The organism is Saccharopolyspora sp. NPDC000995 (genome assembly GCF_053599315.1).
In genome coordinates, this window is the sequence record NZ_JBSFLZ010000014.1 from 1 (window position 1) to 15,102 (window position 15,102).

At 69.2% G+C, this 15,102-nt stretch carries 11 protein-coding genes and 2 pseudogenes; 5 read left to right on the plus strand and 8 right to left on the minus strand.

Features of this window, described 5'->3' with window-relative positions; all coding sequences use genetic code 11:
* Nucleotides 1-92: 92 nt before the first annotated feature.
* The 7 genes and pseudogenes from ACWDKQ_RS07540 to egtA all read right to left on the minus strand — a co-directional run bounded on the left by ACWDKQ_RS07540 (nt 93) and on the right by egtA (nt 7,111).
* Nucleotides 93-1,247, minus strand: coding sequence for a PrsW family intramembrane metalloprotease (locus ACWDKQ_RS07540; RefSeq protein WP_450137930.1), 1,155 nt, complete (start codon nt 1,245-1,247; stop codon nt 93-95).
* Nucleotides 1,248-1,565: 318 nt separating this feature from the next.
* Nucleotides 1,566-1,682 (minus strand): annotated as a pseudogene (locus tag ACWDKQ_RS07545) (aldehyde dehydrogenase family protein); the annotation flags it as partial.
* A gap of 198 nt (nt 1,683-1,880) precedes the next feature.
* Nucleotides 1,881-2,317, minus strand: a pseudogene (locus ACWDKQ_RS07550) (aminotransferase class III-fold pyridoxal phosphate-dependent enzyme); the annotation flags it as partial.
* Nucleotides 2,318-2,802: 485 nt separating this feature from the next.
* Nucleotides 2,803-3,774, minus strand: coding sequence for an L-histidine N(alpha)-methyltransferase (egtD, locus tag ACWDKQ_RS07555; RefSeq protein WP_450137931.1), 972 nt, complete (start codon nt 3,772-3,774; stop codon nt 2,803-2,805).
* Nucleotides 3,771-4,523, minus strand: coding sequence for an ergothioneine biosynthesis protein EgtC (gene egtC, locus ACWDKQ_RS07560; protein ID WP_450137932.1), 753 nt, complete (start codon nt 4,521-4,523; stop codon nt 3,771-3,773). The genes egtD and egtC overlap by 4 nt, the downstream gene beginning before the upstream one ends.
* Before the next feature lie 3 nt (nt 4,524-4,526).
* On the minus strand, nt 4,527-5,864 hold the full coding sequence (gene egtB, locus ACWDKQ_RS07565) for an ergothioneine biosynthesis protein EgtB (RefSeq protein ID WP_450137933.1): 1,338 nt from the start codon (nt 5,862-5,864) through the stop codon (nt 4,527-4,529).
* A gap of 17 nt (nt 5,865-5,881) precedes the next feature.
* The gene (gene egtA / locus ACWDKQ_RS07570; RefSeq protein WP_450137934.1) at nt 5,882-7,111 is read right to left on the minus strand and encodes an ergothioneine biosynthesis glutamate--cysteine ligase EgtA; all 1,230 of its coding nucleotides are present in this window, start codon (nt 7,109-7,111) and stop codon (nt 5,882-5,884) included.
* A 284-nt stretch (nt 7,112-7,395) separates the two neighbouring features.
* On the opposite strand from egtA, the gene ACWDKQ_RS07575 reads away from it, so the two are divergent.
* The 4 genes from ACWDKQ_RS07575 to ACWDKQ_RS07590 all read left to right on the plus strand — a co-directional run bounded on the left by ACWDKQ_RS07575 (nt 7,396) and on the right by ACWDKQ_RS07590 (nt 12,649).
* Nucleotides 7,396-7,986, plus strand: a complete 591-nt coding sequence (locus tag ACWDKQ_RS07575; protein WP_450137935.1) for a TetR/AcrR family transcriptional regulator — start codon at nt 7,396-7,398, stop codon at nt 7,984-7,986.
* Between the two features lie 179 nt (nt 7,987-8,165).
* A complete protein-coding gene (locus ACWDKQ_RS07580) occupies nt 8,166-10,256 on the plus strand; it encodes an FUSC family protein (RefSeq protein WP_450137936.1) in 2,091 nt (696 codons plus the stop codon).
* Between the two features lie 488 nt (nt 10,257-10,744).
* Complete coding sequence (locus ACWDKQ_RS07585; protein ID WP_450137937.1) at nt 10,745-11,035, plus strand: hypothetical protein; 291 nt, start codon at nt 10,745-10,747, stop codon at nt 11,033-11,035.
* A 102-nt stretch (nt 11,036-11,137) separates the two neighbouring features.
* A complete protein-coding gene (locus ACWDKQ_RS07590) occupies nt 11,138-12,649 on the plus strand; it encodes an alpha/beta hydrolase (protein WP_450137938.1) in 1,512 nt (503 codons plus the stop codon).
* A gap of 135 nt (nt 12,650-12,784) precedes the next feature.
* Here ACWDKQ_RS07590 and ACWDKQ_RS07595 read toward each other — a convergent pair whose 3' ends face one another.
* On the minus strand, nt 12,785-14,260 hold the full coding sequence (locus tag ACWDKQ_RS07595; RefSeq protein ID WP_450137939.1) for a peptide MFS transporter: 1,476 nt from the start codon (nt 14,258-14,260) through the stop codon (nt 12,785-12,787).
* A gap of 210 nt (nt 14,261-14,470) precedes the next feature.
* Between ACWDKQ_RS07595 and ACWDKQ_RS07600 the strand changes: the two genes are divergently transcribed.
* On the plus strand, nt 14,471-15,031 hold the full coding sequence (locus ACWDKQ_RS07600; RefSeq protein ID WP_450137940.1) for a TIGR03086 family metal-binding protein: 561 nt from the start codon (nt 14,471-14,473) through the stop codon (nt 15,029-15,031).
* Nucleotides 15,032-15,102 lie beyond the last annotated feature (71 nt).

Sequence of the window (15,102 nt, forward strand, 5' to 3'; positions counted from 1 at the left end):
CGGCCAGCACTGTCCGGCTCACTGACGTCGGTTCGGTAGCGTGGATCATCACGAAACTCCCGTCGCGTAGTCAGCAGCGGCCGGCCACAGCGTCACCACGGCGGCGGGGGCGCCTGCGGCATCCGCCGGAAGAACGCGTCCCGCGCAGTCCGCATCAACCCCAAGATGGCCTCCCGCCTGGCGAAGAACTTGTCCGGCGGGACCGTCTCCTTCTCCGCGTGCGCGTGCAAGAGTGCCAGTTCGGTTGCCGCCAACTGGTAGTCACCCATCGCCCGCGCCCCGGTCGCGCCCGCCTGCGCGCGCGCCCAGTGCCGGGCTTTCCGCCGTCCGGAAAGGCTGCCGAGCATCTGCACGTCGCTGGGCTGCACCAATCCGCTCGGAATGTAGGCGGGCAGGTACTTGCGGATCAGGTGCACCAGCCGCTTGCGGTCCAGCACGACGACCACGACCAACGCGACCAGCACCAGGAAATCAACCAGGTACGCCACCACCATGCCCAGGAAACCGGCGAACGTAAGGCTGCCGTTCCACAACGCGTGCAGGAAGACCGCGCCGCACCAACCGCCGACCACCGCGAAGAACCGGCCTGGGCCGCGGTGAGTCGCGGCGTAGGCGACGCCGAGCCCGGTCATCGCGGTGTAAAGCGGATGCCCGAGCGGCGCAATCACGCCGCGGATCAGCACCGTCCCCCAGATCTCCCCGGTCTCCGCGCCCAATCCCTGCATGTAGTAGAGGACGTTCTCGACCAATGCGAAGCCCAGCCCGCACATCCCGGCGTACACGATGCCGTCGGTCGGCCCGTCGATCTCGTGCCGCCGCACCCACAGCAAGTACAGCAGCAGCGCACCCTTGAAGCTCTCCTCGACCACCGGCGCCACGACCGACACCGTGATCACCGAGGCGACCTCGGCACCCAGCGCCGGAGCCATCAGGAGCTCGCTGCCGGTGTTCACGATCAGCGCGCCGATGATGGCGACCCCGGCACCCCAGCCGAAGGCCAGCCACAGGTTGAGCTGCGGCTCCGGCTCCAACCGGTCGATGAGCAAGATCAGCGCGATGAGCACGACCGCGGTCGGCAGCGCCAGTGCGGTGCCGATCACGACGTTCACCGGCCCGCCTTGCAGCAGGTAGAAGGTGAGCGCCAGCAGCAGGCAGAAACCGGACACCACCAGGCCGATGATCAGCGGTATCGGCGCGCGGTTGGAGCTGCGGCCGTCCAGGACGGACCGAGGACTGAGTGCGGGCATGCCCGCGAGCGTAGGAGATGACCTCCGGTTCTGCCCCGAGGACCTCGCTCTTGGCCAACCCAGAGCCTGTTATCGGCGATCCCAGCGCTGCGCGATCGCCCGTCCAGATCGATTTCGGCGCGCAGGATGCTGTAGAGCACTCAATCCCGCCACCGGCCGCCCCGGAAGGCGTACCCGCGCAGCACCCATTCGCGGGTGAACCCGGTCTTCTCCAGGGCGCGCTGCTCGGCGGTGTTGTCGAGCTCGGTACCGGCCTGCACGCGGTGGACCTGGGTATTCGAGAGCAGGTACCGAGCGCGGGCCGTCGCCGCGGTAGAAGTCGCCGACCGGATCGACGGCGACGACCTCGGAGATCGCCATGCACCGTTCCCCCGCCGAGCCGAACCCGGCGGACACCGCGGCGTCGGCGGCCAGGTCGAGGTCGGCGTCCGGCAGCGCCGGTTCGTCCAGGGCGCGTGTGCCGCCAGGTCTTGAGCGCCTCGGCGGCGCTCGCCACCGCGTTGTCCACATCGGACTCTGCGGCGAACGCGACCCGCTTGGCCACCTACCCGGTGGCGGGGTCGAACACCTCGCCGGTGCGCTGCGGGATCGCGACGTCGAACTTGCCCTCGATCCAGTGCCTGATCAGTTCCGTCATCGGCGGAGCTCCTGCTCGGCCAGCGAGGTGGTTTCGGTGAGGATCTGCAACGCCTGCGCCGCTTCCGCCTCGGTCAGCGTCATCGGAGGCGCCAGGCGCCAGGACGTTCCCGTGCAGCCCGCCCTTGCCTACCAACATTCCGCGCTGCTTCGCCAGTTCCACCACCCGCGTGGCCGACGCGGCAGCGGGTGTGCGAGTGCCCGGCTCGACGAGCTCGACGCCGACCATCAGGCCCTTGCCCCGCACGTCACCGATAAGCGGGCACTGCTCTGCGTGGCCCCGCAAGCCCTCCAGCAGGAGGGTGCCGCGCTTGGCGGCGTTGCCCTGCAGGTCATGGTCGAGCAGGTAGGCCAAGGCCGCCGCGGCGCCGACGGTGGAGATCGGGTTGCCGCCGAAGGTGGAGATCGAGTTCGCCGTTGAGGCAGTCCATCAGCGGTGGCGATCAGCTCGTCGAAGGGCTGCAACTGGGCGTCCTTGTCGCCGCGGTCGGCGCACTGCTGGCCGGGCTTGCCGCCCTGGTGTACCTACCTCGAATCCGGCGCGACAGCCGGTTTCCCAGCTTCCGAAGCGAGTTCGCCAAGCCCGAGCCGCACGCAGGCGTTGTGAAGCAACCGCACCAACCAATGCACTCGCCGCCACCACGCTCATCCCGAGAAAGGTGCCGTGGAGGCGGGTGTAGCCTGAGGCCGCTGGCCGCGTACCGACGGCACCTCCCCCCAGTGGCTGTCGGTGCGCGGTCGGCCTCCGGCGAGATCACCGCGAAGAAGAGCCCAACGTCATTTGCTTTCTTCCGCGATCACTTGATTCGCGCAACGGCCCCTCGGTTCCCTACGCCGCAATAGTCGTGCGCCCGGCAGCCCGCGCCACTGCGCTCACCCGCCGGTGGGGTGATCAAAGTGGCGGATTCACCGATCGGCCCTACCGCGCCGCGGCTAGGGAGAGCGCGAAGTCCGCCGCGTCGTCCAGCCACCAGCGGTGCAGCTCGAAGCCTGCCACCGCGAGCTCGTCGCGGACGCGCTCGTGCCGGAACTTCGCCGAAACCTCGGTGTGGATCTCCTCGCCCTCGGCGAAATCCGCCGTCAACCCCAGTTCCGGCAGCCCGACCCGCATCGGCCGCTGCGCCCGCAGCCGCATCTCGATCCACTCCTGCTCGGCGTTCCACAACGCCACGTGCCGGAAGTTCTCAGGCTCGAAATCGGCGCCGAGTTCCCGGTTGAGGACCCGCAGCACGTTGCGATTGAACTCCGCGGTCACGCCCCGCGCGTCGTCGTAGGCGCGGACCAGCCGATCGGGGTCCTTCACCAGGTCGGTGCCCAACAGCAGCCACTCCCCCGGCCGCAGCGCCGCGCGCACGGCCGCGAAGAACTGGCCGCGCTCGGCGGGAAGCAGATTCCCGATCGTGCCGCCGAGGAACGCGACCAGCCGCCCGGCGCCCGCGTTCAACGCGGAGAGACCGTTGGTGAAGTCGTCGACGACGCCGCGCACTTGAATTTCCGGGTAGTCCAGCGCGATGGACTCCACCGCGGCGCGCAGCGCGGAGACCGATACGTCCAGCGGCACGAATCGCTCCAGGGTTTCGTTCTTGCGCAACGCGTCCAGCAGCAGCCGGGTCTTCTCCGACGAACCGGACCCGAGCTCGACCAGGGTGGCCGCGCCGGTGATCTCGGCGACCTCCAATGCTCGCTGCTGCATGATCTGCTGCTCGGCCCGGGTCTGGTAGTACTCCGGCAAGACCGTGATCTGTTCGAAGAGGTCGCTGCCGACCGCGTCGTAGAACCACTTGGGCGACAACCACTTCGGGCTGTCGGTCAAGCCCGCGCGGACCTCGGTGCGCAGCTCCCAGGCCGCGTCTTCCTCGGTGAATCGGACGACCAGTTCCGGCTCGCTCATCGCTCCCCTTCCGACAACGACGACACCTGCACGTTCTCGGTGTCCGCGACGAGCAGGCACCGGTCCGGGACCTCCGCCCAGCCGGTGTCCGCGCCGAACGGCTCAGAGGCCACCGCCACCGCCGTCTCGGTGCGACGTACCCACAAAGAATGCGTCCAGGTGGTAGCGATGAGCCGGGTACCGTCGGAGAGCAGCAGGTTCAGCCGCGAATCCGGCGCGGTGGCGAGGACCTCGCTGACGAGCTCCTGCACCGCCTGGTCTGGCTCCGCCGTCTCGACCAACCGTTGCCGCAGCAACGCCCACAACAGTGCCGAGTCGGTCGACGCCTCAATGGTCAGCAGGTCCACGACTTCCAGTCGGGCGGCCAGTTTCGCCAGCGAATCGGGCCAGCCGGTGACCCGGCCGTTGTGGCTGAACAGCCAGGTGTCGTCGGTGAACGGGGCGCACGCGCCAGGCACCACCGGCATCCCGACGGTCGCCGAGCGGACCGCCGCGACAACCGCGCCGCTGCGCACGTCCGCGGCGACCTGCCGGAAGGGTTTGTCCGTCCACATCGGAATCGCGGCGCGGTAGCGGGCGGTGGTGCCGTCCGGCCGGTACCAGCCGACGCCGAAGCCGTCGGCGTTGATCGTGCCGCCGCCGCGCATGTCCTCGGGCGCCCACGCCTGCTCCAGCAGCGAATGGGCCGGTTCGAGCAGCAGTTCCGCCAGCGACACGGCTGGCCCCAGATACCCCAGGTGTCGGCACATCGGTCAGCCGCGCTCCCCGCGTCGTGGTGTCCGGGCGCATCGGAATCCGGCGAAGATCTGCCGCCGGATCGGGTAGTCCCAGTTCCGGAAGGTGCCGCGGCAGGCGGCGGCGTCGGTGCCGAAGGAACCGCCGCGCAGTACCTTGTAGTCGGACCCGAAGAACACCTCGGAGTACTCGCGGTACGGGAATGCCGAAAAGCCAGGATAAGGCAGGAAATCCGTCGCCGTCCATTCCCACACGTCGCCGATGAGCTGCCGCGCGCCGCACGGTGCGGCCCCGTCCGGGTACGCCCCGGCGGGTGCCGGTTGCAGATGCCGTTGGCCCAGGTTGGCGTGTTCGGGCCCCGGATCGTCATCGCCCCACGGGTACCGGCGGGATCGGCCACTGGCGGGATCGAACCGCGCGGCCTTCTCCCACTCGGCTTCGGTGGGCAGCCGCTTGCCCGCCCATGCCGCGTACGCCCCGGCCTCGTGGTAGCTGACGTGCACCACCGGCTCGTCCGGCGGTACCGGTTCGACATGGCCGAACCTGCGCCGCAGCCACCGGTCACCGTCGAGGTGCCAGAACCGCGGCGCCCGCAGGTCGGCGCGCTGCCGGTACGCCCAGCCCGCGTCGCTCCACCAGCGCGGATCGTCGTAACCACCGGCGTCGATGAAAGCCAAGTACGCGCCGTTGGTGACCGGCGTGCTGTCGAGGTAGAAGTCGTCGACGTGCACTTGGTGCGCCGGTCGCTCGTTGTCCAGTGCCCAGGGTTCCGCCGAAGTGCCCATCGTGAACGGCCCGCCGGGCACGAACACTTCGGCCGGGAGCGCTGCCGCACCGGGCGGCGGCGGGTCCGCGGTGAGGGCAGGCGGCCCGTCCCGCAACTGGTGGGTGGCCAGCATCGTTTCATCGTGCTGCTGCTCGTGCTGCACGATCATGCCGAATGCGAAGGCATGCTCGACCAGTGGCCGCCCCTCGAGCGGAACTCGGTCGATCAGATCGAAGACCTTCGTGCGCACCGTCCCGGCATAGTCGCGCGCCTCGGCCGGCCCCAGCAGCGGCAGCTGCGGGCGGTCGGAGCGGCGGTGCTGGAAGGCGTCGTAGAGATCGTCGATGTCCGGGCGGATCGCCGGTGCGCCGCCGACATCGCGCACCAGCCACAACTCCTCCTGGCTGCCGATGTGCGCCAGGTCCCAGACCAGCGGCGACATCAACGTCGAATGCTGTTTGACGAGGTCCTCGTCGTCGACGGCGTCGGTCAGCACCGCGCTGCGTTGACGGGTGCGCGCCAGTTCGGCGGCCACGTGCGAGCGCAAGTTCGATATCCCAAGATCGGCCAGAGCTTGCGTGCTTCCCACCGGTTACCTCCGGTTCTTCAGCGTTCGTCGGCCGCGGCGAGCCGCTTCGCCACGAAATCTGCCAGCCGGTCGGGCAGTCCCGGCGGGCTGTCCGGAACCTCCAAGTGCCGGCACGCCAGCTCGAAGACATCGCGGGCGGTGCGCGCCAACGCCCGGTCCCGCAGACCGTGCCGTGCGGCATGCACCCAGCGGCCGACCGCCGGTGACGCCATCGAGAGCACCTTGTCCACCGTGGATTCCTCGCGGAACAGCGCGATCAGCGCCCCGGTGGGCAGCATCCAGTCCTGGCCGGGCTGCGCGTCGAGGTAGCGGACCTCGAAGTAGCCGCGCGGCCGCACCGGTGGGAACACCGTGGACAGGTGGTAGTCGAGATCGTCGCGGGTGGGCGGATCCGGCAGCGCGCCGTGGATCCACTCGGCGAAGCTGATGCCGCTGGGCGCCGTCCAGTCGTCGTTGTCGCGGCGCAGGCACACGATAGCGGTGTCGAGCACCCGCTTGGCCCAACCGGCGGCCGGGTCGACTGTGATCGGGCCGGGCCGGGTGCGAGGCGGATCGGTGCGCAGCAGCGCGCGGGTGCGGGTGGACACCCAGCCGGTGCGTTCGCCGAACAGCATCGGCGAGTTCGCGAACATCGCCATCATCACCGGCCCCAGCGCGTGCAGCGCAGCCCAGCGAGCGGCCACCCGGTCCGGTTCGCCGGCGTCGAGGCAGACCTGCACCCCAGCGGTGCTGCACATCATCAACCGGCCGTCCAGGCCGATGCGGTCGAATGCGGTTTCCATCGCGGCGTAGCGCGGGACTTGCAGGACCCGGTTCGGGTACCGCCACGGGTCGGTGCCCTGGTCGCCGAGCACCAGCCCGGCGGCGCGAAACCGGCGCTCGACGTACTCGGCGTCGGCTGCGACGACCTCGAACAGCGAGCGCATCGACGTGGCGGGAAGGCTGGAGACCTCGACCTGGCCACCGGGTTCGACGGTAAGCGCGGAGCCGTTGGGCAACTTCCGCTGCGGGCTGTCCGGGACCAGGGAGTGCGGGGCGTGCGGGCCGAGTGCGGCGATCAGCGTCGCCGGGTCGAGTGTTCGGGTCGGGTCGTCGGAGTGGTGCACGGTCCATTCGAGTTCGACACCGAGCAGCCGCGGTGGGCCGTGCTTGAAGCACACCGACGCCACGTAGGCCTCCGCCTCGGCCCGGGTGCGGACCTGGGAGGCCGGGAAGTCAGCGGCTGCAGGATCGGTCGAAACGGGCAATATGATCACCGCCTGTAATTGGCCGGTTACCGACGCTACCGCTCCCCCCTGACGTCCGCGACCCTTGTTCTTGATCCCGAGAACTGCTACAAGAACGAGGAATGTCGTTTCCCACCCACTTTTCCCGAATCGCGACCTTCCCGCATCGCGACGCGGTGCACGAGTACCGACTCCGCTGGCTGCGGCGACCACATGACTCGGGAGTTCCCACCAGGGGGTGGGAAAGCGCAGCAAAACGTACGTACGGATTGCAATGTGGCGGCTGGACCTGGGACGATCAGAACATGCCTCGGGTCAGCCAGGACCACCTCGACGCCCGGCGCCGTCAGATCCTCGACGGCTCCCGGTCGTGCTTCGCGCGCTTCGGCTACGAAGGCGCCACCGTGCGACGGCTAGAAGAAGCGACCGGCCTGTCCCGCGGCGCGATCTTCCACCACTTTAAGGACAAGGAATCGCTGTTCCTCGCGCTGGCCGAGGACGACGCGACCCGGATGGCCGACGTCGTCGCCGAGCAGGGGTTGGTACAGGTGATGCGCAACCTGCTTGACGATCCCGCCGACGGCGGTGACGCCCCCGGCGTGGACTGGCTCGGCGCCCGCCTGGAGGTGTCCCGCCGGTTGCGCACCGACGAGGAGTTCCGGGCGCGCTGGGCGCAGCGCTCCGAGCAGTTGACCGCGGCCACCCGTGCCCGCCTGCAGTGGCAGCGCGAGGCCGGGAACCTCCGCGACGACGTCGACGTGGACGTGCTGACCGCCTACCTGGAACTGGTGCTGGAAGGTCTCCTGTCGCACCTGGCGATGGGCCTGCCCGCCGCGCACCTCGGCTCAGTGCTCGACCTGGTCGAGGAGAGCGTCCGTCGCCACCGCGGCGGCTGAGGGCCCGGGACGGTGCCTTCGAAGCGGCGCTCCAGCTCCCACCGCCGCGGGTTCTCCAGAGGTCGTCCTGCGAGCACGGCCGCTCGGACTTCCCGGCGTCCATGCGGCGTCCGAGGTTCCGCTACTCGTACCGCCGTGCAGAATTGAGTTCGCCAGACGACTAAGGAGCGGTGCGGCGCATGTGGAGTGAGTGGTGGAACCGCTTCCTTGCTTCCGACCCGTCCCTACGCCGACTGCGCACCTCGGCTCGGGTGACGTTGTCGGTAGCGCTCGCGATCGCGATCATGCTGCCCCTGCTCGCCTGGTGGGGGCAGCCGGCGCCGCTGGCGATGATCGGCGCGGTGGTGGCGATCAATTCCTCGCTCGGCGTCAACGACCGGGACCGGCGGCAGCAGCAGATCACCAACCTGCTGATGCCGCTGCCCGCGGCGTCCGCGCTGCTGCTGTCGATCGTCACCGCACCGTGGCCGCTGCCGCACAGCCTGCTGTTCCTAATGGTGATCTTCGCGGCCACTTACATCCGGCGGTTCGGCCCACGGTTCTTCCCGCTGGGCATGGTCGCCTTCATGGGCTACTTCTTCGCGATGTTCCTGAGCCCGCAGCTGCCGCAGCTGCCCGCGCTGATCACGGCTGCAGTCGCCGGGGCGCTGTCCGCGTTCGTGATGCGGTTCGTGGTGCTGCGCGACGATCCCGAAGGCGTGCTCGAACGCGGCCGCCGCACGCTGCTCGCGCAGGTGCACGGCCTGCTGCACGCGGTGCGTGACGTCGCCGAGCACCCGGATTCGACGAAGCGCCGTCGCGAACTGCACAACCGCTCGGTCCGGCTCAACGAGACCTCGCTGATGCTGGAGAACACCGTCGGCCAGCTCGACACCCTCGACGACGCGGGCCGCGAACTGCTGCGGCAGCGCATCCTGGACGTCGAGCTCGCGGCCGAGAACCTGCTCACCCCGCTGATGCGGCTGGTCGACCACCCCAGCGGCGGCGACATCGTGCCGCACGCGATCGGCGTGCTGCTTGCGGTGCTGCGCAGCGAGCCGGAGGAGATCCGGGATGCCACCCGGCTGGTCGCCGAGCGCATCGAGCAGCAGGCTTCGGTGGAAGTCGCGATGGCGGTTCGGCGGCTCGGCGCCGGGCTCGCGGAACTGGCCGACGCGACCGGCGAGCTCGGCGGGGAGCGCCAGGTCGAGGAAGCACCGGCATCGGCCGAGGAACCGGAACCGTCCGACGACGAAGGCGAAACCGGGCTGCAGCGGCCGGAGCTGCGGATGGCGATCCAGGTGACCTGCGCGACGGCGCTGGCGATCATGTTCGGCCAGCTCGTCTCCCCGAACCGGTGGTACTGGGCGGTGATCACCGCGTTCGTCGTTTTCATCAGCACCAACAGCCGCGGCGAGCTGCTGGTCCGGGCGTGGCAGCGCACCGCAGGCACCATGCTCGGGGTGGTGGCGGGCATCCTGGTCGCCGCGCAGATCACCGGCAACACCCTGGCCGAGATCGCGATGATCCTGGTCTGCGTGTTCCTCGGCTTCTACTTCGCCGGCTACTCCTACGCGCTGATGACGTTCTTCATCACCATCTTGCTCGGCGCGCTCTACGGGATGCTCGGCACCTTCAACGTGGCCGTCCTGGAGGCGCGCCTGTGGGAGACCGCGGTCGGCGCGGCGGCGGGTGTGCTGGCGGCGGTGTTCGTGCTGCCCACCCGCACCCGCTCCCTGGTCCGCGACAACATCCAAAACTTCCTGCTGTCGCTGCGCGACTTCTTGCGCGGCACGGGCACCGAGATCAGCGAGCAGGGCACGGCCAACGGGCTGCAGGAGTCGATGCGGGAGCTCGACGACGGGCTGCAACGGGTGAACAACAGCGCGAAGCCGCTGACCAGCTACCGGCTGCGCTCTCGGCGAAGCCAGGTCCAGCGGTCGGTGGCGATGCTAAGCGGCTGCGCATACTACGTGCGCAACCTGGCGGTGGCCCTGTCGACCACTGTGGACATGGTCGACGACGACACGCGCAACAGGCTTTCCGAACTGCTTTGGGCGCTGGCCGACGCGGTGGAGTCGATGAGCGACGAGGCCCAGGTCAGCTTCGAAGCTGCGATGGCCTCGGCGCACCGCACGGCCGACGCGCTGCACGACATCGCCGAATCGCTGACCGACGGCCCCACTTCCCTGCACCGCAGCATCCGCTGGCTGGACCGCACCGCGCAGGTCGTCGAAGACCTGGCCCGTGAGCTCGGCGCGGCAACCTTGGAGAAACAACAGGTCGGCTGAGCTCCCACTCGAACCGGCAATCACCGGTGGGTTGAAAGGCGATCACGCGCGTTCACCATTCGGGGTTCGCGATGCCGGGGCCAGTCCAGTCGATCCGGATGGGACCGCGCATCGCGCACCCGGGTCGCTACGTCCGTCGTGGTGGCCAATGCGGGCACCGTGAACACCGTGGACTTCGACGCCCTGCGGGCGATCTCGGGGCTGCGCCGGCAGCATCCGTTTCTGGCTGCACGTCGACGCGGCCTTCGGGGGGTCGCGGCGCTGTCCCCGCAGCACTCGGACCTGGCTGAACGTGCCCTATGACAGCGCGATCAGTTCCCCCGCCGCCGGGACCTGCAGCTGCGCATCTTCCAGAACTCGGCCGCATACCTGGGCATGCCGACCGACGATCCGGATTTCGTGCACCTCACCCCGGAGAGCTCACGCCGCCTGCGTGCCCTGCCGGCCTGGTTCACGCTCGCCGCCTACGGACGGCAGGCCACCGCGAGGTGGTCGAGCGCGACGTCGCACCGGCATACGACCTCGGCGACGGCATCGCCGAGATGCCGCACCTTCGGCTGCTGGCACCGGTGCGCTTCAACGCCGTCTGCGTCACCCCCACCGAGACGCCGACCGCGGAACGCGTTACCGCGCTGGCCCGGACCGCCGCCGGATCCGGCGTCGCATTCCTCGCCCCGACCGTCTACAAGGGAAGGCCCGGCCTGCGGGCGGCTTTCAGCAACTGGCGCACCACAGACGCGGACGTCGTTCGCGTCGCGGATGTCCTGCGGGCGGCGTGACCCGGAATCGGCCGGGCGACACGGACTTTCGCTGCCGGGTACGGAATCGGATCAACGACTACGCTCCGTTCGAGCCCGGTCCCATTCCGTGAGGAGACGCATGTGAAGCGTTCGATCGCACTCGGTCTAGCCGTGACGGCGGTGCTCACCGGCACCGCCGTCACCGGGGTGATCGCCCAGGCCGCGCCCGTCCTGCAGTTCGGTGCGTGCCCGGAAGACATCAGCCAGCCCCAACCGCAGATGCAATGCGCCAACGTCGAAGTGCCGCTGGACTACGACGCGCCCGACGGCGAGAAGCTGCAGCTGCTGGTCTCGAAGGTGCCCGCGCGCAAGCCCGAGACCCGGCGCGGCTCGCTGCTGGTCAACCCCGGTGGCCCGGGCGGCCCAGGCGTCGCCTTCGCCGGTTCACTGTCCGGCAGGCTGCCCGCCGAGGTGCTCGACTCCTACGACCTGATCGGATTCGACACCCGCAACACCGCGCACAACAACCCGATCACCTGCGTGGACCCGGCGACCTTCTGGAAGAACCCGCTGCCCGACCCGGATTCCCCGCAGACCCGGGAGCAGAACTGGCGGCGCGCCCAGGAGTACGCGGACGGCTGCCAGCAGCACGCCGGCAAGTACCTGCCGCACTTGAACACCCCGACCAACGCCCGGGACCTGGATCGGATCCGGGAAGCGCTCGGCGAGCAGAAGATCAGCTATCTCGGCTACTCCTACGGCACCTACCTCGGCGCCGTGTACGGCCAGTTGTTCCCGGAGCACTTGGACCGGATGATCCTGGACAGCGCGGTGAACCCGGACACCTCCGAGGTGTGGTACCGCAACAACCTCAACCAGAACATCGCCGCGCAGCTGCGGCTGGGCCGCTACTTCGACTGGATCTCCCGGCACGACCAGGTGTTCCACCTCGGCACCGACCGCGCCCGGGTGCAGGCCACCTGGGACGGTATCCAGGCCGAGCTACGCAAGGCCGCGCGCGGCAAGCTGGGGCCGTCGGAGTTCATCGACATCACATTCATGGCGCTCTACGGCGAGAGCAATTGGACCGCGCTGGCCGAGGCGATCGCCGACTTTCACCTCCGCAACGACGGCCGCAAGCTCGTCGCGCTGGTGTCCACCAAGGATGCGGCCGCGGAGAACGAGAACGCCATCTACAACGCCGTCGAATGCGCGGACGCCCCGTGGCCGAGCAGCCGCCGCGAATGGGAGCGCGACTCCGCCGAGCTCGCCACCAATCACCCGCTCGGGGCTTGGTACAACAGCTGGAGCGTCGCCCCGTGCCGGGTGTGGCACGGTCCCCGGCTGCAGCCGGTGAAGATCACCGGTGCGGGGCTGCCGCCGCTGCTGATGTTCAATTCGCAGTACGACGTGGCCACCCCCTACGCGGGCGCCGTGGAGATGCACCGATCGCTGCCGTCCTCGGTGCTGGTCACCGAGAAGGACGCGGGCAAGCACGGGGTGTGGGCGCTGGCCGGCAACGCCGACGCCGACCGGATCGGCACCGACTACCTGGTCAGGGGCGTGGTGCCGAGCGGGAACGTCAGCGTGCCGGGCCACCCGGACCCGGACCCGAAGAACCCGGCGGCCGCCCGGACCTTCGACCTGCGCTGAGTCCATCGCCTCAAGAAGGCCGGTCCCGAGAGCGTCGGGACCGGCCTTCGCCCGCTTGCCCTGGTGGTCCGCCGTTGAAGCGCCGCAGGCGCTTGGCCCACTCTCGCAACCAGCACCGCCGAGCCTGGAAATTCCCTAGTTCACGCCGTGCATGTAGCGCTTGACGGTCTTCGAGGCGAGCAGCAGCAGGACCGCGCAACCGATCGTGGCCACGCCGACGATGCCGAAGTAGACCTGCTGGTTGTCCACCGAGTACAGCTTCACGACCTGCGCACCCAGGCCCTGCCCCATCGCCGGGGCCAGGAAGTACAGGCCCATGGTCTGGGAGGCGAAGACCTTCGGCGCCAGCTTGGTGCTCACCGACAGGCCGACCGGCGAGAGCATCAGCTCGCCGACTGTCATGATCACGAATACCAGCGCGAGCATGATCGGCAGGTGCTTCTCGTCGCCGACGACGAACTTCGACAGCACCACCCACAGGAACGAGACGCCGACGAAGAACAGCCCGCCGACGAACTTCTGCGGGGTGGACGGCTGCCGTTCGCCGAGCTTCGTCCACAGCCACGCCATCACCGGCGCCAGCAGGATGATCGCCAGCGAGTTGATGGACTGGAACCAGGAAGCCGGGATCACGAAGCCGATGACGTTCAGGTCGGTGTCCGCCTCGGCGAGATTGGCCAGCGTGTTCGGCTGCTGCTCGAACAGGAGGAAGAACAGCGCGGCCGCCAGGAACAGCGGGATGTAGGCGATCAGCCGGTCCCGCTCGATCTTGGTGATCTGCTTGCTGGAGAGCATTACCGCGAAGTAGACGATCGGCAGCACAGCCGAGATCAGGCTGATCAGGTTGACCAGGCCGTCCAGGCCCATCACGCCGCTGACCGACAGGCCCACCAGGAATACGACGAACACCGCGGCGAGACCGGCCGCGCGGGCCAGTACCCGGCCCTTGTGCCCGGCGGGCAGCGGGTTGACCGGTGCTCGTCCGGCCGAACCCAGGTTCTTGCGCCCGAGCATGTACTGGACCAGACCCAGTGCCATGCCGACGGCCGCCGCACCGAACCCGGCGTGCCAGTTGACCTTCTCGCCCAGGGTGCCGACGACGAACGGGGCCAGGAACCCACCGAGGTTGATGCCCATGTAGTAGATCGAGAACCCGGCGTCGCGGCGCATGTCGTTCTCGCCATAGAGGCCGCCGACGAGGCCCGAGATGTTCGGTTTCAGCAGGCCGGTGCCGATCACCAGCAGCACCAGCCCGAGCACCATCGTGGCGACGCCGCCGGGCAGGGCCAGGCTGATGTGGCCGAGCATGATGACGCAGCCGCCGTAGAACACCGCCCGCTGGGCGCCGACCACCCGGTCCGCCAGCCAGCCACCGAGCACACCGGTCATGTAGACCGAGGCGCCGTAGACGCCGACCACCGACAGCGCCGTGGACTCGGGGATGCCCAAGCCGCCCTCAGCGACCGCGAAGTACAGGTAGTACCCGAGGATCGCTCGCATGCCGTAGTAGGAGAACCGCTCCCACATCTCGGTGAAGAACAGCGTCGACAAGCCGCGCGGGTGCCCGAAGAAGCCCCGCTGCGGTGCGTCCGCAACCGTGGGTGTGCTCACGATCACGTCCTCCCTCGTGTGACCTGGCGGCGGTAGCCGCCCGACGAACCCGCGGCAGGCTACGACTTCCCGAAGTGGTTCAGATCACCAGGGCGTAAACCCGCCACGGCGCGGATGCCACGCACACCCCGATCCGGCGACACTGGACGCCTGACCAGGGATTCCGCCGCCACCACCGGGCGTCCCATGACCGAATTCACAGGAGGAATCATGCAGCTGTTGAACGCGCACCGCAGGGCCATGGCGGAGTTCGACAACCGGGTGGGGCACATCGGCGACGACCAGTGGGGCTCCCCTACGCCCTGCGCGCAATGGTGCGTCCGGGATCTGCTCAACCATCTGGTGTTCGAGCAGCTGTGGGCGCCGTGGCTGCTCGACGGCGCCACCCTGGACGAGGTCGGCGACCGGTTCGACGGCGATGTGCTGGGCACCGACCCGGTCGGCGCGTGGCGGGAGGCGGCCGCGGCGGCCCGGCGCGCGTGGGACGAACCGGGGGCGACCAGCGGTGAGGTCAACGTCACCGGCGGCGTGATCCCGGCTGAGGACTACGGCTGGCAGATGACGCTGGACCTTGCCGTGCACGCCTGGGACCTTGCCCGCGGCATCGGCGACGACGACCGGCTGGATCCGGCGCTGGTGGCTGCCGTGCACACGGTCTTCGCCCCGCAGATCCCAGCTTGGGAAGGCATGGGGATCTTCGGCCCGCCGCGACCGATGGCGGCAGATGCCGACGAGCAGACGAAGCTGCTGGCACTGCTCGGGAGGTCGTGATGATGTTGTCGCCGAATCTGCGAAGGACACGTATACTGGCGTCGTATTTTTCCGGATTTTCGTCTAGGAGT